Annotated in this window: 15 protein-coding genes and 1 pseudogene; 10 read left to right on the top strand and 6 right to left on the bottom strand. The window is 54.4% G+C overall.

Features of this window, described 5'->3' with window-relative positions; genetic code table 11:
- Window positions 1-3: 3 nt before the first annotated feature.
- Both ACR0DL_RS12105 and ACR0DL_RS12100 read right to left on the bottom strand, forming a co-directional pair.
- Window positions 4-1,620: an MFS transporter gene (locus ACR0DL_RS12105; protein ID WP_480689395.1), complete on the bottom strand. Its 1,617-nt coding sequence runs from the start codon at window positions 1,618-1,620 to the stop codon at window positions 4-6.
- Between the two features lie 48 nt (window positions 1,621-1,668).
- Complete coding sequence (locus tag ACR0DL_RS12100) at window positions 1,669-2,889, bottom strand: APC family permease (protein WP_480689393.1); 1,221 nt, start codon at window positions 2,887-2,889, stop codon at window positions 1,669-1,671.
- A 263-nt stretch (window positions 2,890-3,152) separates the two neighbouring features.
- Between ACR0DL_RS12100 and ACR0DL_RS12095 the strand changes: the two genes are divergently transcribed.
- The 3 genes from ACR0DL_RS12095 to ACR0DL_RS12085 all read left to right on the top strand — a co-directional run bounded on the left by ACR0DL_RS12095 (window position 3,153) and on the right by ACR0DL_RS12085 (window position 4,672).
- Window positions 3,153-3,623 (top strand): c-type cytochrome, encoded by a 471-nt coding sequence (locus ACR0DL_RS12095; protein ID WP_082643718.1) that lies wholly within the window; start codon window positions 3,153-3,155, stop codon window positions 3,621-3,623.
- A gap of 131 nt (window positions 3,624-3,754) precedes the next feature.
- Window positions 3,755-4,204 carry a phasin family protein gene (locus tag ACR0DL_RS12090; RefSeq protein ID WP_480689391.1) on the top strand — a complete coding sequence of 150 codons (450 nt, stop codon included), beginning with the start codon at window positions 3,755-3,757 and terminating at the stop codon, window positions 4,202-4,204.
- Window positions 4,205-4,264: 60 nt separating this feature from the next.
- Window positions 4,265-4,672 carry a universal stress protein gene (locus ACR0DL_RS12085; RefSeq protein WP_480689389.1) on the top strand — a complete coding sequence of 136 codons (408 nt, stop codon included), beginning with the start codon at window positions 4,265-4,267 and terminating at the stop codon, window positions 4,670-4,672.
- A 199-nt stretch (window positions 4,673-4,871) separates the two neighbouring features.
- On the opposite strand, the gene ACR0DL_RS12080 is transcribed toward ACR0DL_RS12085, so the two are convergent.
- Both ACR0DL_RS12080 and ACR0DL_RS12075 read right to left on the bottom strand, forming a co-directional pair.
- Window positions 4,872-6,146 carry an adenylate/guanylate cyclase domain-containing protein gene (locus tag ACR0DL_RS12080; protein ID WP_480689387.1) on the bottom strand — a complete coding sequence of 425 codons (1,275 nt, stop codon included), beginning with the start codon at window positions 6,144-6,146 and terminating at the stop codon, window positions 4,872-4,874.
- A 312-nt stretch (window positions 6,147-6,458) separates the two neighbouring features.
- Window positions 6,459-7,126: pseudogene (locus ACR0DL_RS12075) on the bottom strand (tyrosine-type recombinase/integrase).
- A gap of 297 nt (window positions 7,127-7,423) precedes the next feature.
- On the opposite strand from ACR0DL_RS12075, the gene ACR0DL_RS12070 reads away from it, so the two are divergent.
- Genes ACR0DL_RS12070 through ACR0DL_RS12040 form a run of 7 tightly spaced genes read left to right on the top strand, consistent with a single transcriptional unit; the run spans window position 7,424 to window position 14,895 of the window.
- A complete protein-coding gene (locus ACR0DL_RS12070) occupies window positions 7,424-8,545 on the top strand; it encodes an aromatic ring-hydroxylating oxygenase subunit alpha (protein WP_480689385.1) in 1,122 nt (373 codons plus the stop codon).
- The gene (gene betC / locus ACR0DL_RS12065; protein WP_480689383.1) at window positions 8,542-10,077 is read left to right on the top strand and encodes a choline-sulfatase; all 1,536 of its coding nucleotides are present in this window, start codon (window positions 8,542-8,544) and stop codon (window positions 10,075-10,077) included. Before ACR0DL_RS12070 ends, betC begins: the two co-directional genes overlap by 4 nt.
- Entirely contained in the window at window positions 10,074-10,868 is a 795-nt protein-coding gene (locus ACR0DL_RS12060; protein ID WP_170352072.1) for an SDR family NAD(P)-dependent oxidoreductase, read from the top strand. The genes betC and ACR0DL_RS12060 overlap by 4 nt, the downstream gene beginning before the upstream one ends.
- Window positions 10,868-11,800 (top strand): 3,5-dioxohexanoate:acetyl-CoA acetone transferase, encoded by a 933-nt coding sequence (kce, locus tag ACR0DL_RS12055; RefSeq protein ID WP_480689381.1) that lies wholly within the window; start codon window positions 10,868-10,870, stop codon window positions 11,798-11,800. Before ACR0DL_RS12060 ends, kce begins: the two co-directional genes overlap by 1 nt.
- 10 nt (window positions 11,801-11,810) lie before the next feature.
- Window positions 11,811-13,229 carry an aminobutyraldehyde dehydrogenase gene (locus ACR0DL_RS12050; RefSeq protein ID WP_480689379.1) on the top strand — a complete coding sequence of 473 codons (1,419 nt, stop codon included), beginning with the start codon at window positions 11,811-11,813 and terminating at the stop codon, window positions 13,227-13,229.
- A complete protein-coding gene (locus ACR0DL_RS12045; RefSeq protein ID WP_170352069.1) occupies window positions 13,229-13,963 on the top strand; it encodes an SDR family NAD(P)-dependent oxidoreductase in 735 nt (244 codons plus the stop codon). The genes ACR0DL_RS12050 and ACR0DL_RS12045 overlap by 1 nt, the downstream gene beginning before the upstream one ends.
- Window positions 13,963-14,895, top strand: a complete 933-nt coding sequence (locus ACR0DL_RS12040; RefSeq protein WP_170352068.1) for a 3-hydroxyacyl-CoA dehydrogenase NAD-binding domain-containing protein — start codon at window positions 13,963-13,965, stop codon at window positions 14,893-14,895. Before ACR0DL_RS12045 ends, ACR0DL_RS12040 begins: the two co-directional genes overlap by 1 nt.
- Here ACR0DL_RS12040 and ACR0DL_RS12035 read toward each other — a convergent pair.
- Both ACR0DL_RS12035 and ACR0DL_RS12030 read right to left on the bottom strand, forming a co-directional pair.
- Window positions 14,873-15,904: a GlxA family transcriptional regulator gene (locus ACR0DL_RS12035; protein ID WP_170352067.1), complete on the bottom strand. Its 1,032-nt coding sequence runs from the start codon at window positions 15,902-15,904 to the stop codon at window positions 14,873-14,875. The genes ACR0DL_RS12040 and ACR0DL_RS12035 overlap by 23 nt on opposite strands.
- A gap of 775 nt (window positions 15,905-16,679) precedes the next feature.
- Window positions 16,680-17,336 (bottom strand): GntR family transcriptional regulator, encoded by a 657-nt coding sequence (locus tag ACR0DL_RS12030; protein WP_480689377.1) that lies wholly within the window; start codon window positions 17,334-17,336, stop codon window positions 16,680-16,682.
- Window positions 17,337-17,364: the final 28 nt, after the last annotated feature.

Genomic DNA, 17,364 nt, shown 5'->3' with positions numbered 1-17,364 from the left:
TATTCAATCGCGCGTCTGATAAGGCGAGTTTTGCACCAGAAAAACCACAGCCAGTGGGATGATGACAGAGATCAAGCCCACGGTAATCAGCAAGTTCCCCAAGTGGCTATAGTCAGCGACGGAGGCAACGGTACCCGTTCTGGGATCGGTAACCGCGCGGGTAACGGTAAAGATCTGATTCAGGTATTTTGTACCGAGACTGCTTGCTGACAATGCCATGTTGGTGAACGACGCCATGACCGCAAAAAAGGTAGCCTTCAGATGTGTTGGGGCGTTGCGCGCGATCCAAGCCAACATTGGGACCATCGCGATTTGACCCAGCGGTGACTCAACGGCTGTGTCAAGAATGGCGATAAACCTTGCATCCACGACCCCACCTGTGCGCGCGGCCGTCCATTCATGCACCCCGTAGTACAAGGCAAGGTTTGGCAGGGACAGCACTCCGGCGGCAATCGTGAGTAACACTACAACCTGCGCAATCGAACGACTTGCCATAAACGGCCTGAGGATAATCAGACCAAGCAGAGCAAGTAGTGAGGTCAGAAGCGCTAGAATGGCCAGGAACTGTTCGTCAAACCCAAGCTCGTCGATCTCGAACCAGGTCAGGCCCGGTCCTGGCAAGGGAACTGCTCGAAAAACGAAAATGATAGTTGCTGTCCCGATCAGAACTTTGGCCTGTTTCGACTCCAGCTCTCTCAGCAAACGCGACATGAGGTAGAGAATGACCGTGAGCGACACCGCAAAAACGGTCTCTTGCGCGAAGGCAAAATTTGCGGTTCCCAACACTATGCTGAGAACAACAAACGCAAGTCCGCCCAGCAGTATCGGCCACCTGACTTCGGTGGTTTGATCTGGTTTGTGCAGAAGGTGTCCTCGACGAACGAGGCGACGCTGTATCAGAGCGTGAAGAACCACTCCACTGACAGACAACAGTGGGATAGCCAGGGCAATGAGATAGACCCGACCGTAGAGAACCAAACGATCGGCTTGCTCCAGATTTTCCGCCCCCGAAAAAATCCAGATGTTAACCGCGGCGACCCCCGCAAACCCGGATATGATCGCAATCCTGCCGAGGGTCTGCATGGTGGTGTGCCGGGCACGAACTTCGTCCTGAATAAACGCGCGTCCGTCTCGGTCCGATTGCGGCACTGCTTCGACTGTCATGGCGTCAGCAACGACATCCTGAATGGCATAACCTGAAGGAGCCAACATCAAGGCAACGACGTACCAATCCTCAAGTGGCATAATGCCGGCCATTTGGTTAGGCGCAGCCACAAGCCTGTACATGATGAGCAATGACGCCGTGATAAAGGATGCGCCAACGACAATCAGTAGAGATTTCCAGCGCCAGAACAGGTCAACCAGATGACCCAGCGGCATTTTTAGAATCCACGGCAACCCGGCCCAGAATGCCAATCCCGCAACAAAAGCGGCGGATAGATTCAGATAGTCCTTAAGAAAAAACGCACCGACGACGGATGTTAACCCCGAAACCCCGGCCGCAAAGTATACCATCAATGGTGGCAGGTAAGACCATTGCAATTGCGCGATCAGATCGACGAAAGTCCGGTGCCACCAGCCTGAAATCCGCCTTCCAAATGTTGATCGGTCAGTGTTCATGCGTCAGTCGGACCCCGTTCTGGTGACCCTGTGCTGTCGGTTTTCCTCTCAGAGAAATCCGGCACCAAAAAGCAGAGCGCTGGTCAGCACCCCAAGGATTGGTACAACAAGAGGTACGCGGAAATGTTCCCGAGTTGACCCCGGCCGGGACTTCAGCAATATCAGCGAGATGTTGACCAAAACAAACACTCCCAAAACGATCTGGGATGTGCGTTCCGCTAGTATGCCGATTGGCAAAGTTTGCGTCAGCAGAAGAATTATCGCAACTACCAACAGGGTTGCGACGACCGGTGTTTGGGTAACCTGCGGGACAGTCGCCAGTATTTTCGGAAGATGATCCCGGTCGGCAAGACCATAGATCACCCGCGACGCCATAATCATCTGGATCAAGACGCCATTGACTGTTGCAACGACTGCGACTGCGGCGAACCCTTGTTTGATTACTTCGGGTGCGTCGAAGAAAACCAGCGTGAGTGGGGCGGCCGAGGTCGACAAGGTATCGATAGGAACAACGAGCAGGACCGTGATCGAGGTCGCTAGATACAAACCCGTCGCCAGAACGAGCGTCAAAAGGATAGCCTTTGGAATTGTGTGGGTTGGGTCTTTTACCTCTTCCGCGACGTTTGCCATGTCCTCAAAGCCGACAAAGGCAAAAAATGCCAGCAGAGATGCCGCCATAATACCGCGCCAGGTGCTGAGCTCGAGTCCCGGAATCATCTCACTAATTTCATGGCCTTGCGGTTCCTGCACAGACATGCCCCAGCCAATCACAAAAAGAAGCCCCGCGATCTCGATGACCGTGATCACGGCTGCCACAAATACCGATTGTGTAATGCCCCAGAGTGCAATCAGCCCCATGACCGACACAACGCCGATCGTAAGCAATGCGGTGCCAAGCCCCGTCAGGGTGTGAAGGTATGAGGCCGCCCCAATCGCAACAGCGGAGGCTGAAATAATCCCAGACGCAGCAACGGCAAGACCGATTAGAACCGCCATCCAGCCCCTTTGAAATCCCGCTTCAACGTATGCCGCTTCACCCGCGCTTACGGGATAGCGTGTCGCGAGTTCGGCGTACGACAAAGCCGTCAGCGAAACGACGAGCGCTGCAACAAGAAACGAAACTGCAGCATAAGGGCCCGCAGCCTCGGCGGTTGCGCCGACGAGCACATAAATTCCCGCACCGACGGTAACACCGAGCCCATATAATGTAAGCAACGGGGTGGTGAGAGAACGTCGGAGTTTAGGGGACGGTGGATCAACTGTATGCATTCACCTCACTCCTTGATGGGCAATTGCCGGGTTACCGAAGCTGTGCCGCAAACAAGCACCCCGATGATAAACCAAGGGCTCATCACCGCTCATGCCGAGCTTCTTCTGAAACATTCATACTTTGAAATGTAATTCTTTATTTGGCATTGATCTATATCATCAGGCGCTAAGACTGATCAGAGAGGCGGATCCGAATGCTGCGACCGTCGTTTCGTGATGGTTTTTCCCAGCTGGTACTCAAAGGTTGAATATGAGCGAGATCAATGAAGCATTCATTCGATATCGCGTATTTTCAACTCGAAATGCTGATCTCGGAGGAGGAACAGATGCTAGTTTGTCGCGGACTTCTTTTGTCAATATTTGCTGCAAGTGCTGCACTGGCGCAGGATATTGACCTTCAAAATGGGCACGATCTCTACAGAACTTATTGTTGGCAATGCCATGGTTTCGAGGCCACAGGAGATGGTCCAATGGCGGAGATGCTGGCGATAAGGACACCTGATCTGACGAGGCTCGCGGCCCAAAACGACGGTGTTTTTCCGATTGAGGCGGTGGCGCGTCAAATTGATGGTCGCGCACCATTGCTCGCGCATGGTGGAGAAATGCCCATTTTTGGACCAGCTTTGGATTCGGATCAAAAAGTTGCGCTGACGATGCCTGACGGCCAACCGATGTTCGCAGGTGTGCCGTTGGCGAATGTGATTGCGTATCTTGAGGCTATACAGACCGAATAGGTTGGCACAAAGTCCACCCTTGGATTGCAGGACACCACTACCACGTTTGCCGGCACTGGTTGATTTACATTAAGGCAAGTTTCCTCGATCTCAGTTAATATTCAGCATTTAGAGATGAGGAGGAATCTCCGATGCCTGAAGAGAAGCCAAAATCAAGTTACTCCAACCCACTTGTCGATATCTTCAAGCAGATGCAGCCGTCTACTTCAGCCAATCCGTTTCTGGGCGCTCAGCTTGAGCAATTCTGGGACATGCAGGAAAAATCGCTGAAAGAGGCAGAGGCCTTTGCTCAGCATTGGTTTGAGAGGCGTCACGAGGCTGTGCGAACCGCGCTGGAGGCTGCGCGCTCGGCGTCTGCTGCAGACCCGACTGATCCGGCGAAAGCGCTGCAATCCATAGCAGAGTGGCAGAAGCACTCAGCCGAACGCCTTGTGGCTGACGCTCAGGAATGGTTCGAAACAGTTGCCCGATGTGCAGCATATGCAGCGGAAACAGAAGTCGAAGCTGTGGAAAAGACAATGGATGATGTTGCAAGCACAGCTAAGAAGGCGGGTAAATCTCCGAAATCCGATCCGGTATAGAGAGCCGTATCACCGCAGAGGTCGGAACGATCGCAGCTGGAGCAATGGAAGGTAGCTCATATGTATAAAAACATTCTGGTACCAGTCGCACTGGACAAAGATCACGATACACAGGCCTCATTTGAAGCTGCTCGTTTGCTGGCGAATGCCGATGCGGAATTCACAGTGCTTCATGTGCAGGAACCGATCCCTGCATATGTGGCATCTCAGATACCCGAGGAAGTTCTGGCAAATACGCGAAAAGAACTTCAGGAAAGCTTACATCGGAATGCTGCCGACCTATCGGGTGCGAAACCGCGCCTTGTCTCGGGGAGTGCTGGCCGCGCGATCGTTGACTTCGCAAATGAAAATGACATCGATTGCATAGTGCTGGCCTCACACAAGCCGGGGATCGAGAACATTTTTATTGGGTCAACTGCAAACCGGGTCGTTCACCACGCCAATTGTTCTGTCCACGTGATCCGCTGAACCGGTTTCTGGTAACGGCCGCACGTCGATTAAGCGTTGTGGATGAGTCGATTTTCCAGACCCGAGTTGTTTTACGATCGTCACACGCTGCATGACCATATGGAAACGGATGGCGTTGACCGGCTCAATGAGCGGGTCCGACTGAATGGATTGCGAAAGTTGAATTCGGTGGAATGGCAAAGCCATGCGCAAACACTTACTATTTCAGCGGGTAGATCCAAACGCCGATCTTTCCTCGTCTTCCTCTCAAATCTTGCACTCCGGCGGGAACCAATCTTTTGATTAAAGATTGCCCGACCTTGTCTGTCGGACTTATTGCCTCGATCAACAAATCGCTAACCGCCAAAGAAGCATTTAGTTTCCGGGACAGCTGCTCAAGCCTGCTTGCGACGTTCACGGTATCGCCGATGACACTGTATTCAAGACGGCGTCGGTTTCCGATGTCACCCGAGATAACGGGACCGAAGTGGATGCCAATCCCAATGCGTACCGGAGGAAGCCCTTCGGCACTCCTGTCACGGTTCCAGATGCTCAATGCCTCAAGCATGTCAAAGGCGCATTGAAGTGCGTTATTGGCGTCGTTCTCACCGGGTTCTGGTGTCCCGAAGGTCGCCATCAACCCGTCGCCAAGGTATTTGTCCAGCGTACCTCCGCTCTCGAAAACTGCCTTGCCCAACCTGTCATGATACCCGCGCAAGAAATCAACGACATCGCCAGGGGCGTCGTTCTCGCACATGGTGGTAAACCCAATGATATCAACAAACATGACGGCGACGTCTTGTTCACAGGCCTCGCCAAAGCTGTCCTCGGCACTACCGAGACGGTCCACAACGTTTGGTGAAAAGTAGCGTGCAAGGTTGGCGCGTGACCGTTCCGTGCGAATTCGACTTTCTACAAGCCAACGAGAGCGACGCACCAAAGCGGCAAGGCCAGCGGTTACAAGCAAGCAAACGATGATCTCTTGAGCCCAAAATCCCAGAAAGATGAAATTCGGATCAGAGCGCGCCATCAAAAAGTCCTCCACAGTGCGCTCACTAAGATCGAGGTTGGTATAGGCGCCAGGTTGGTTCACAAACCAAATCAGCATTCCTGTTCGCGCTGTAACGATACAAAATCCGCACCAGAGAACGAGGCTTGGGCGAAAGCTGAATGCTGCCTGCATCAGGAAGAGATAGAAGTAGGTGAACTGGCTTCCATTCATCAGGATCGCAGGTGGTAAATCGTATTCAGCGAAAGGGTTTGGAGTGCTGGAGATGAAAGCCAGCAAAGCACAGTCGATGGCGATGAAGACATAGTTCATTACACTGGCATTCGCGCTATGCTTGGCTGAAAAGTACTGCAAGATTCCAAGCACTGCGAATACTGCAACCTGAGAAATATCGTAGAGGAAGCTGGCACCACGGCTTTGTGTGTCTATCGCAACCCAGATCAAAACAATACAAAGTGCTATGGTTCGGACCTTCGCGACCAGCAAAAGACCCTGTCGCTCTGCCTCGGCAAAACTGTCTTCGTTGCCACGCGTCAGCCGTTCTTGCGCGCTCTACAACTGAACGATCAATAGTTGCGGGTTTCTGAAGATGCGTCACACCGCTTCCCTCCGATATCGAACAGCATAGCGGTCGTCGTCACGGACTAGAAGCGGTGCACATCTGGCTGCGGTTTGAGAAAAGGACATTCGCCGCAGCGCGATATCTGGGTAGTATGGGTTCAGTCCTTGCCACTGCTGCGCCGCGCCCATAGGTCCGATCTGGATTGGCGAACGGCAAGTGTCGCCCGCCAACATGGTTCAAATGTCGATTTGCTCGGCGATGCTCAGCGCATCTTCAAGTTCGACACCAAGATATCTGACAGTGCTGTCAACCTTTGTGTGTCCGAGCAACAGTTGAACCGCCTTGAGATTTCCGGTCTTGCGGTAGATCTCCGCCGCCTTGGTCTAGCGCAGCGAATGAGTGCCGTAGCCACTGGGTTCCAACCCAATCGCAACCACCCAATCCCGCGCAAGTCGGCCATATTGGCGGGTTGAGATATGTGGGCGGTCATGAAACCGGCTGGGAAACATGAAACGGCAGCCGATCATTTCCGGCGACTTGATCCATGCGGCAATGGTATCCCGCGTGTTTTCAGAGAGTTCGATCTGAACGGGTCGCCGGGTTTTGCTCTGGATCACAGACACCCTCTCGCGCACGCGGTCATTTTGACCAAATCGCTGACGGACAGTTTCACCAAGTCGCATCAGCGAAGCTTGCTATCAATCGCCACTTTGAACAGCGTGAGATCACGCAGATTCCTAGCCAATTCGAGCCGAGCGCGGATTGCCCACACTTGTTTCGGCAACAGCGGCCTTTTCTGGCCAACGATCCGACCCTTGTTCCAGGCTCTTCGTTTCGAGGTGACAGCGGGAAGTTGGACTCTTGGCGTATCGGGTCCTCCAACCCTCCCGCCAAGCCCAGACATCAGCACTGCGCTGACACCTGAATTTACTGTTGGTTTGAATGACCGTTGTCTGATTGCTTTTTCTTCGGGACACGCAGCGGGTGCATTGGGCTGGTCTGAGCCCACACTCACCGATGCTGCGCTTTGAACAAATGACCGCTCCGTAGTCACCAGTGAAATCTGGATCCGCATATGCAACCAATGTCTTGACTATGATTTCGGCGGTCCGGCTCAATCTAAAAACATCAAAATTCTGACCAATTATGCATATCTCAGATTCGTAAATGGAATACTCTATGCCAACCTTGGAGGAACCACATGACAGATTCTGATACGATTTCTCTTGGCTATGATCCCGATCCATCGCGTTCCAGTTCACTGCGAGCGGAGGCCTACACGGAAGAAAAGTGGTTTGACGCTGATCTCAGGGCCATCATCTCCAAGACCTGGCAGTGGGTCTGTCATGTGGAAAAAACCCGCGAGCCAGGGTCCTACGTTACAATCGAGATTGCAGGGAAGCCTATTGCCGTCGTGCGCGACAAGGAGGGCACGTTGCGCGCTTTCTACAACGTCTGCAAGCACCGCGCCCACGAACTGCTTTCTGGCGAAGGAAACACAACTCGGATCATGTGCCCTTACCATGCTTGGGTTTACAAGTTGGACGGGCAGTTGGCCCGCGCGCCCCACACCGAGAACCTAGAAGATTTTCGCACGGATGAGATTTGCCTCGACGCGGTGCAAGTCGAAGAGTTTTGCGGATTTGTATTCGTCAACCTGGACCCAAAGGCACCCTCTTTGGCGCAGCAGTCAGGCAATCTGGAAACTGAAGTGCGCCACTGGGCACCGGACGTGGATCAACTGACCTTCGGGCACCGATTGACCTATGACATCAAATCAAACTGGAAGAACGTCGTTGATAACTTTCTTGAGTGTTATCACTGCCCGACGGCCCATAAGGATTTCTGTGATCTTGTTGACATGGATACTTACAAGGTCACAACCTATGGCATTTATTCCAGTCACATGGCCGATGCGGGAAACAGCCCCAATGCCGCATATGACGTGTCGAACGCTACGGTCAAAACCCATGCGGTTTGGTGGCTTTATCCGACAACTTGTCTGATGCGGTATCCGGGTCGGTCCAGCATGATCGTGCTCAACGTCATCCCTGTCGGGCCGGACCGGACGTTGGAGACCTATGACTTTTTCCTCGAAACGCCTGAGCCCGACGCGATGGAGCTGGATGCCATTCGCTATTTGGATGAGGTGCTGCAGGTTGAAGACATCAGTCTTGTCGAATCTGTGCAGCGCGGTATGAGCACACCTGCTTTCACTCAAGGCAGGATCGTCAATGACCCGGATGGGTCGGGCAAATCTGAGCATGCGGTGCATCACTTTCATGGGCTGGTTCTGGATGCCTACGCCAAGGGTGCAACGTGACGCGGGCAAATATCCTTGTGATCATGGCGGATCAGTTGGCCCCACATTTCACGGGGGCTTACGGGCATAGCGTTGCCAAGACCCCGCATCTTGATGCGCTAGCGGCGCGCGGGATGCGCTTTGATGCGGCCTATTGCAATTCGCCGCTTTGCGCGCCGTCGCGGTTCGCCTTTATGTCGGGCCAACACATCTCCCGAATTGCGGCCTATGATAATGCATCAGAATTCAAGGCGTCTGTTCCTACCTTCGCGCATTACCTAAAGTCGCTGGGCTATCGCACGTGCCTGTCAGGTAAGATGCACTTTGTCGGCCCTGATCAGATGCACGGGTTCGAAGACCGCGTGACGACCGATATTTACCCGTCGGACTTTGCATGGACGCCCGACTGGGAAGCCCCCGATGAGCGGATCGATAAGTGGTATCATAACATGCAGACCGTCAAGGAAAGCGGTCTGGCGCATGCGACGTTCCAGATTGATTACGATGATGAGGTTGGCTTTGCCGCCAAACGGTGGCTCTTCGATGCGGCACGTGACAAAGCGCCAGGGCATGATGCGCCCTTTGCGATGGTTGCCAGCTTCATTCATCCGCATGATCCATATGTCGCCCGCCCCGAATGGTGGAACCTCTATTCAGACGACGACATCGACATGCCGGCCTTTACGCCTGCTTTGGATGATCAGGACCCATTCTCGCGCCGCCTGATGGATGGGATCGAAGCGTCCTATGTGCCGCTGACAGAGGAAGAGGTGCGCCGCGCGCGTCGCGCATATCTGGCGAATGTCAGCTACTTTGACAGCAAGATCGGCGAACTGGTTCAAACGCTCGAAGAGATTGGAGAGCTGGACAATACAATCGTGATCGTCACGGCAGATCACGGCGACATGCTGGGCGAACGTGGGCTGTGGTACAAGATGAATTTCTTTGAACATTCGGCCCGCGTGCCGTTGGTCATGGCGGGACCTGGCGTGGCGGTTGGGACAGCGCGAAACGCTGTGTCGCTCGTGGATATGTTGCCAACGTTTATTGAGATCGCTGGCGGTAGTGAAAGCATGATCGGCGAACCTATAGATGGCCGAAGCCTTATGCCCTTGGCGCGGGGCGAGGACGACCCCGTTGATGAGGCAATCGGCGAGTATTGCGCTGAAATGACGGGCTTTCCCGTCATCATGATCCGGCGTGGTTCATTGAAATACATCCACTGCGATAGCGATCCACCACAGCTGTATGATCTGAGCGTTGATCCGTTGGAGACAAGAAATCTGGCCTCCGACCTCAGTTACAATGAGGCCGCTCAAGCCTTTGCTGATGAAGTTGCCGCGCGGTGGGATGGCAAGGCATTGCGTACAAAGATCATTGCAACCCAAAAATCCCGCCGCGCGCTGCATGCCGCGATGGAAGCAGGCGCAAGTGTGCCTTGGGACTACAACCCACCATCCGACGCGAGCAAGCAATATGTGCGTAACGATATGGATTGGACCATTGCGGCCAAGCGTTACCGTTATCCCCCTTTGAAGGACCAAGACCAATGATGCTGAACGGAAAAATTGCCCTCGTTACAGGGGCAAGGGGTGGAATCGGACGTGCGATTGTGGCGCGTTTCGTCAAAGAAGGTGCGACAGTTTACGCCGCAGACCTGACGCTCGAAGGGTCACTGGACAGGCATGACGATGACGGCAGCCACTTTGTAAAGCTCGACGTAACACAGGAGGCGGACGCAATCGCCGCGATGGATCAGGTCCGCAACGCTCATGGCAAGCTTGACGTCTTGGTGAACGCGGCAGGGATCGAGATTGAAAAGACGGTCGAAGACACCACGCTGGAGGAATGGAACCAAAGCTTTGCGGTGAATTCCACGGGTACTTTTCTAACCTCAAAATACGCCATTCCATTGATGCGCGAAGCCGCGAAATCTGGCAACAGCGCTAGCTTGATCAACTTTGGGTCTTACGATGGGTTCATCGCTGACCCCGGCCTTGCCGCTTATTGTGCAACCAAGGGAGCGGTGCATGCGCTAACCCGTGCAATGGCCTGCGACCATGGCCCTGAGGGTATCCGCGTCAATGCGATCTGCCCCGGCTATATTGATACTCCGATGCTGCAGAGTTTCTTCAACGGTGACGGATCTGGCGGCGGGGGGGGCAACATCGAAACACTTCAAAAAGCTGTCCGGGACGTGCACCCGATGCGTACCTACGGAACGCCAACGGACATTGCCAATCTGGTCAATTGGCTGGCCAGCGACGAGGCGCGCTATGCCTCTGGTCAGCTTTGGGTTTTGGACGGGGGGCTGTCTGCGCAAGTGCAACAGATGAAATTGTAATGCCCAAGTCAGTCATCATCACCTGTGCGCCAACGGGCGGCATTCACACGCCGTCAATGTCGCCCCACCTGCCGATCACACCTGCCGAAATTGCAACAGCAAGCATTGAAGCGGTAGAGGCTGGCGCGTCTATCATCCATCTGCACGCGCGACATCCCGAGACCGGCAAGCCAGATCCCAGGCCTGAATTGTTTCAGCAATTTCTGCCTGTGATCAAACAATCCACTGACGCGGTGGTGAATGTCTCAACCGGCGGCGGATTGGGCATGTCGATGGACGAACGTCTGTTGGCCGCGACTTCGACGAGCCCGGAAATGGCCTCGCTCAATATGGGCAGCATGAACTTTGGCATCTTCCCGATGCTTCAGAAATACACGGAATTTCAGCACGATTGGGAACGTCCATTCCTTGAGATGACGGAAGACTTCATTTTTCCCAACACGTTCAAGACCATTCGATATGCGATTGAGAAACTGGGGGGTGATCATGGCACCAAGTTTGAGTTTGAATGCTATGATCTGGGCCATCTCTACAACGTCAAATGGTTCGTGGATCAAGGGCTTATTAAACCGCCGTTCTTCATCCAGATGGTCTTTGGCATTTTAGGAGGCGTTGGCGCTGACCCTGATCATCTGACCCATATGCACAATACGGCGGACAAACTTTTTGGCGCTGAAAACTATGAATGGTCTGTACTGGCAGCAGGACGGCACCAAATGCCTTTCGCTACACAAAGCGCAATGCGCGGTGGCAATCTGCGTGTCGGGCTCGAAGACAGTCTCTTTATCGGCAAGGGAGAGCTTGCCACATCGAATGCCGAGCAAGTGAGCCGCATTCGCACAATCATCGAAAATCTGGGCCTTTCAGTTGCGACACCGGCAGAAGCACGCGAACGCCTCGCACTAAAAGGCGGCGATCGGGTTGGGTTTTAGAGAGGACCACATGCAGACAAAGATGTTAATCAATGGCGAAATGGTTGAAGGGGGCGGCGCGCCGATCTTTGTCGTGAACCCAGCCACGGGCGAAGAGATTTGCAAGATCAACTCCGCGACGTCCGAACAGGCAAGCGCTGCGGCCGCAGGGGCCCACGCAGCCTTTGAGACATTTGGCCAGACCAGCCCTGCAGAACGTTCTGAGCTTTTGACCAATATCGCAACTGTCTTGGAAGAGCATGTCGAGGAACTGGCAGAGCTGGAAAGCTTGGATGCCGGTAAGCCCTGGCCCTCGGCTTTGGATGACGAAATGCCGTTGACGCTGGACACATTCAAGTTCTTTGCCGGTGCGGCGCGCACGATGTCTGCCGTTGCTGCGGGCGAATATGTGGCCGGTCATACCAGCATGATCCGCAAAGATCCGGTTGGCCCCGTAGCCGCGATTGCGCCATGGAACTATCCGCTGATGATGGCGGCCTGGAAACTGGCAGCGCCATTGGCAGCTGGCTGCCCGGTCACGCTGAAGCCCTCGCAGCTGACGCCGCTTTCCACGCTGAAAGCCGCCGAGCTGATCGCAGGTGTTGCGCCCAAAGGGGTGGTAAACGTGCTGCACGGCCCCGGTCGTGAGATTGGCGAGCAGTTGATCAACGATCCACGGACCGAGGCGATCTCGATCACGGGTTCCAACGCGACGGGTTCTGCCGCGATGGCTGCAGCCTCTCGTCAAATCCGCCATGTGCATCTGGAACTGGGCGGGAAAGCCCCGGTCATTGTTTTTGACGATGCTGATATCGAGGCGGTTGCCGAAACTGTGCGCTATGGTTCGTTCTTCAACGCCGGTCAGGACTGTGCACAGCCCTGCCGTTTGCTTGTCGCTGATGAGGTCTATGACAAGGTCGTCGCCGCCGTTGTTGATCAGGTCAGCCAGATCAAAGTTGGGGCTCAAAAGGCCGAAGGCACCGAAATGGGGCCGATCATCTCGGCCGCGCAACGCAACGCTGTAGCGGGGTTTGTCGACCGAGCGCGCGATAACTGCGACGTTGTATTGGGAGGCAACATGATCGACGGACCAGGTTTCTTTTATGAACCCACCGTGCTGATCAATGTGGCGCATGATGCCGAGGTATTCTGCAACGAGATCTTCGGTCCTGTCGTGACCATCTCGCGGTTTGGCGACGAAGAAGAGGCGCTCAAGGTGGCAAATGCAGGCCCGTTTGGTTTGGCCTCATCCGTCTGGACCAACAATACCGGTCGCGCGATGCGGATGTCTTCGAAGTTGCGCTATGGCTTTACGTGGGTGAACACGCATGGTGTTGCCACGCCTGAAATGCCTTGGGCCGCGATGAAGAGCTCTGGCACTGGTTGTGATATGTCGGTCTACGCCTTGGACGCTTATACCGCCGTGCGCCATGTGATGGTCGCGCACTGATGCGGTTGGCTGGCAAACGCGCTTTCGTTACAGGCGGCAGGCAGGGCATTGGGCGCGCTATCGTAGAGGCCTTCATGGCCGAAGGTGCGGACGTTATCACCTGTGGTCGGGGACCAAAGCCGGATGGTTTGAGTACTGATTGGATATCTTTGGATGTGTCAGATGCCGCCGCCGTTGGCGAAGCTGCGCAAGAGCTGGGTGTATTGGACGTCATCGTAAACAACGCTGGCGTCCAGGTTGAAAAGACTGTTGTGGACAGCACTGATGCCGATTGGGATTTGGTTATGGGAGCGAATGCAAAGGGCGTTTTCAATGTCTGCCGGGCACTCATTCCGCAAATGCAGGAGGGTGGCTCCATTATCAACCTCGGGTCGATCTCGGGCAATGTCGCGGACCCGTCGATGGCACTCTATAATGCGTCAAAGTCTTTTGTGCACGGGCTCACCAGGTCCATCGCGGTTGATCACGGACCGGCAATTCGCTGCAATGCGATCTGTCCGGGCTGGATTGAAACCGGCATGCTAGATGCAGGGTTTGAGCTTGCCCAAGACCCTCAGAAAGCGAAAGCCGACGCATTGGCACGGCACGCGGTCAAACGCTTTGGCAAACCTGCTGACATAGCAGCAATGGCTTTGTGGTTGGCCTCTGACGATGCATCGTTTGCAACGGGCCAATTGTTTACTGTTGACGGTGGCATGACAGCGGCCTCTCCTCTTAATCCGGGGTTGTTCTGATGTCTCAGATTGAAAGAACCGCCATTCTTGGAGCCGGTGTGATCGGGGCAAGCTGGGCCGCATTGTTCCTCGCCTCGGGCCGGAACGTAACTGTCTTTGATACTGACGAAAACGCTGAGAACGCCGTGCGTTCCTACGTTGAAAACGCATGGCCTGCGCTGGAAGACCTAGGCCTAACTGAGCGCGCGACACCTGACGCCATCACCTTTGTGGCGACCGCTGCCGCGGCCGTCACAGAGGCGCAATTCGTTCAGGAAAACGCGCCTGAGCGGTTGCCCATCAAGCATGCAATCTATGCGGAGATTGAGCCCGCGCTGGCTGCTGACGCAATTGTCTCCAGCTCGACATCGGGTCTGACGCTCGAAGCGCTCCAAGAAGGGTGGCGCGATCCCGCGCCACTTATTCTTGGCCACCCCTTCAACCCGCCGCATCTGATCCCGCTGGTGGAACTGACAGCGAATAAGGCCACCGGATCAGACATTCTGGACCGCACAGAAGCGTTCTACAATGACATCGGGAAAGTCACGATCCGCATAAAGAAAGGCATGCCGGGGCATGTAGCCAACCGGTTGCAGGCCGCAGTTTGGCGAGAGGCCGTTCATATGGCCGTTGAAGGTGTTGCCAGCGTCAAAGACATAGACAAAGCGATGTGGGCCGGACCGGGATTGCGTTGGGCCGCAATGGGGCCAACCACTCTTTTTCACTTGGGCGCGGGCGCAGGCGGTTTGCAGGCTTTTTGTGACCACTTTAAAGACACGTTCAACAGCTGGTGGGACGATCTGGGTGATCCACGCTTAGACGATGATGTGATCAGAAAACTGGTCGATGAAATGACAGCGCATACACACGGGCAAAGCACCGAGGAACTCTCAGCGCAGCGTGATGAGATGCTCACAGCTATGCAGAAGGCTACGAGACACCTTCGGACCTAATGTCAGGCTTGAACATTGGCCAGGCGCGAAACTCGAACGGCACACGACCTTCAATGCGATCAGCAGTGGGCGTCAGGCCGAAGCGGTTGCGGTAAGCGCGGCTGAAATGCACTTGACCGTTGAACCCCGACGCCTCTGCAATCTCGCTGAATTTGAGCTCGGTTTGCGTTACGAGGCCACGCGCTCGATCAAGGCGGATATCTCGGTAGTATTCGACGGGTGACTTTTGAACATACTGCCGGAACAATCGGCCCAGTTGCCGCTGTGAAACGCCTAACTGTTGAGATATAGCGGGAATTGACAACGTGGTCTCCAAATGCGCTTCCATAAGGTCGATCGCATCCCGGACAACGCCAGATGTGACATACCCAAGCGGCTCCACATCCTTTGGGTTTTGTGACTGACCTTCCCCACGCACATCATGGTGAAACAGATACCGCGCTGAGGCGTTTGCGATGCTTTCGCCAGCGACGGAATGGACAAATCTCAAGCCAAGGTCGGTTGCCGCTGATCCTCCACAACATGTGAAGATCTTGCCATCTGTTACAAACATGTTCTCAGATACCGTCGTGTCCGGTGCAATTTCGGCGAAGGCGTCGATGTGCTCATAATGGACCGTCGCAGTTTTGCCCTTTAGCAATCCAGCCTGCGCGAGCACAATTGCACCCGTATCCAACCCACCAACTATTGCACCGCCTGCATCCCATTTTTGAAGAGCCGCCTTGAACTGGCGTGTCCCGTGGCGTTCAGGCGTCCAGCTTGTACTTACGAGAACGAGCCAAGGCTTGCCCCTGACCACGTTTGCCAAAGGGGCAGTATCAACCACCAGGCCGCTGCTGGATTCGATGTGACCACCAACCTCCGAAACATAGGTCCAGGAAAACCGCACCAATCCTGACAGGTAATTCGCAGTTCTAAAAGGATCGATGAAAGATGTCGTTGCCGAAACGTTGAAATGCGGGCTCACCAAAACAACGATGCCTAACGTTTGATCAATTGATTTCGCCATGGCTGATTTTGTAAAGTAAGGTCCAAAAATATCAAATCGATTTCTTTTCTTTCATTTGTTTGGTGTCTTTTGGAGCTCCAAAACCAACAGCTTGCCGGGGACAGAAAGCAGTCCTGCGGTAGTTTAGAAGCACCACAAGCAGACCTTGGCGCAAATTTGACGAAGGCCCGCTCCGTCCGCGACTTGTGAGTTGGCGCATCCATTGTCGCTGCGCTGCGCAGGAACGGCCGGTTCTTCAGACGCGTTGCTGTGCACAAGATGATGCGCACGCGGAAAAGTCTGTGCTGCGAGCTCACGCAGCGAGAAAATCAAATTCACAGGATGGGCTCGGATTGGACACTCGCTAAATTTTGGTGGGCGTCTGCAGTGAGCTAGAAAGCTGCCATTGCGGACTGGAATTTTGGAGTTTCCGATCCAAACGGCCGGTTTTGCCAGCAACCGGCGTTCGCGAAAAATCATCGAAGGTCCGAGTCGCGGACTTTGCCGACATTGATGTTTTGCTATGTCGCTGACGCAGCATTTCCTCGCACTCGCGGCAGCACCTTTTCGGTGGCGCAGCGAAATTTCACCGAACCGGACCTTCACTGGTGACAATTCTGGTAAATTCAAACCGCCCTTTCGCCGCAAGCGGGATCGACCATCGTGGAGCGGGACAAAGCGCCCTTTGCAACTTCAGCCATAAAGGTCTGCTTTAACAATCCTGCGGTCAGGTAGTGGAGAATTATTCCACGATCAAACCGCTTCGCGGGGTCGAATGGCGCAACAAATACGGATGTCAGGCAACGCCCCACCACCGTAGGGTTTGTTCGCAGTGATACCGGATAGCTTGCACAGCGGCTTCAACGTCACGGCTTTCCAGGGCGTCAATGATCGAAATATGCTCTTTCATCGCAGAGACGATCCGGTCCTGAATAAACGGGCGCACATTCTGAATAATTGCGATCCGCATCCGGTTAGCGTCATAAGCGGCCGCTAGTTGAGGATTGTTCAGCCCCTCGGCCAGAAAATCGTGCAACGTCAAGTCGACTTCGACGGCTTTTGGCGAAAGATTATTTGCCGCACCACTGCGGGCCGCGAGTCGCATCTCATCGTGCTGCTTTCGCAAGGCTTTCAATTCCGAGATCGCGCCGCCAGCAATTCTCCGCCGCGCGCCTTCCTGGTCCAGTACCATGCGAAAATCAAGACACTCCCGGATGGTTTCAGGCCGCGCTTCCATAACTTTTACACCGCGCTTTGGCAATGTGGACACCAATCCAAGTGCGCTGGCCTGTTTCACCGCTTCGCGGATGGCTGCAATCGGGCAATCAAGTATACCGACAAGTTGCGACATTGAGACGAACTGACCGTCCCGCAACTCCCCGGATCGAAGTGCGGACCAAAGGGCGCGCTGGGCTTTATCCGCTGACAATGTGCCTTCGGTAAAATGGCTCATCGATTTCCTCGTCTGCGCTATTGTCAAT

It is taken from the genome of Ruegeria sp. BB5, from assembly GCF_056539405.1.
The sequence above is the reverse complement of the archived record's forward strand: the minus strand, read 5'-3'. Positions and strand labels throughout refer to the sequence as shown.

Bases quoted from the DNA above. Each gene is read 5' to 3' on its own strand.
- ACR0DL_RS12105 (WP_480689395.1), bottom strand. From the start codon at position 1,620: ATGAACACTGACCGATCAACATTTGGAAGGCGGATTTCAGGCTGGTGG.
- ACR0DL_RS12100 (WP_480689393.1), bottom strand. From the start codon at position 2,889: ATGCATACAGTTGATCCACCGTCCCCTAAACTCCGACGTTCTCTCACC.
- ACR0DL_RS12095 (WP_082643718.1), top strand. From the start codon at position 3,153: ATGAAGCATTCATTCGATATCGCGTATTTTCAACTCGAAATGCTGATC.
- ACR0DL_RS12090 (WP_480689391.1), top strand. From the start codon at position 3,755: ATGCCTGAAGAGAAGCCAAAATCAAGTTACTCCAACCCACTTGTCGAT.
- ACR0DL_RS12085 (WP_480689389.1), top strand. From the start codon at position 4,265: ATGTATAAAAACATTCTGGTACCAGTCGCACTGGACAAAGATCACGAT.
- ACR0DL_RS12070 (WP_480689385.1), top strand. From the start codon at position 7,424: ATGACAGATTCTGATACGATTTCTCTTGGCTATGATCCCGATCCATCG.
- ACR0DL_RS12060 (WP_170352072.1), top strand. From the start codon at position 10,074: ATGATGCTGAACGGAAAAATTGCCCTCGTTACAGGGGCAAGGGGTGGA.
- kce (WP_480689381.1), top strand. From the start codon at position 10,868: ATGCCCAAGTCAGTCATCATCACCTGTGCGCCAACGGGCGGCATTCAC.
- ACR0DL_RS12050 (WP_480689379.1), top strand. From the start codon at position 11,811: ATGCAGACAAAGATGTTAATCAATGGCGAAATGGTTGAAGGGGGCGGC.
- ACR0DL_RS12045 (WP_170352069.1), top strand. From the start codon at position 13,229: ATGCGGTTGGCTGGCAAACGCGCTTTCGTTACAGGCGGCAGGCAGGGC.
- ACR0DL_RS12040 (WP_170352068.1), top strand. From the start codon at position 13,963: ATGTCTCAGATTGAAAGAACCGCCATTCTTGGAGCCGGTGTGATCGGG.
- ACR0DL_RS12035 (WP_170352067.1), bottom strand. From the start codon at position 15,904: ATGGCGAAATCAATTGATCAAACGTTAGGCATCGTTGTTTTGGTGAGC.
- ACR0DL_RS12030 (WP_480689377.1), bottom strand. From the start codon at position 17,336: ATGAGCCATTTTACCGAAGGCACATTGTCAGCGGATAAAGCCCAGCGC.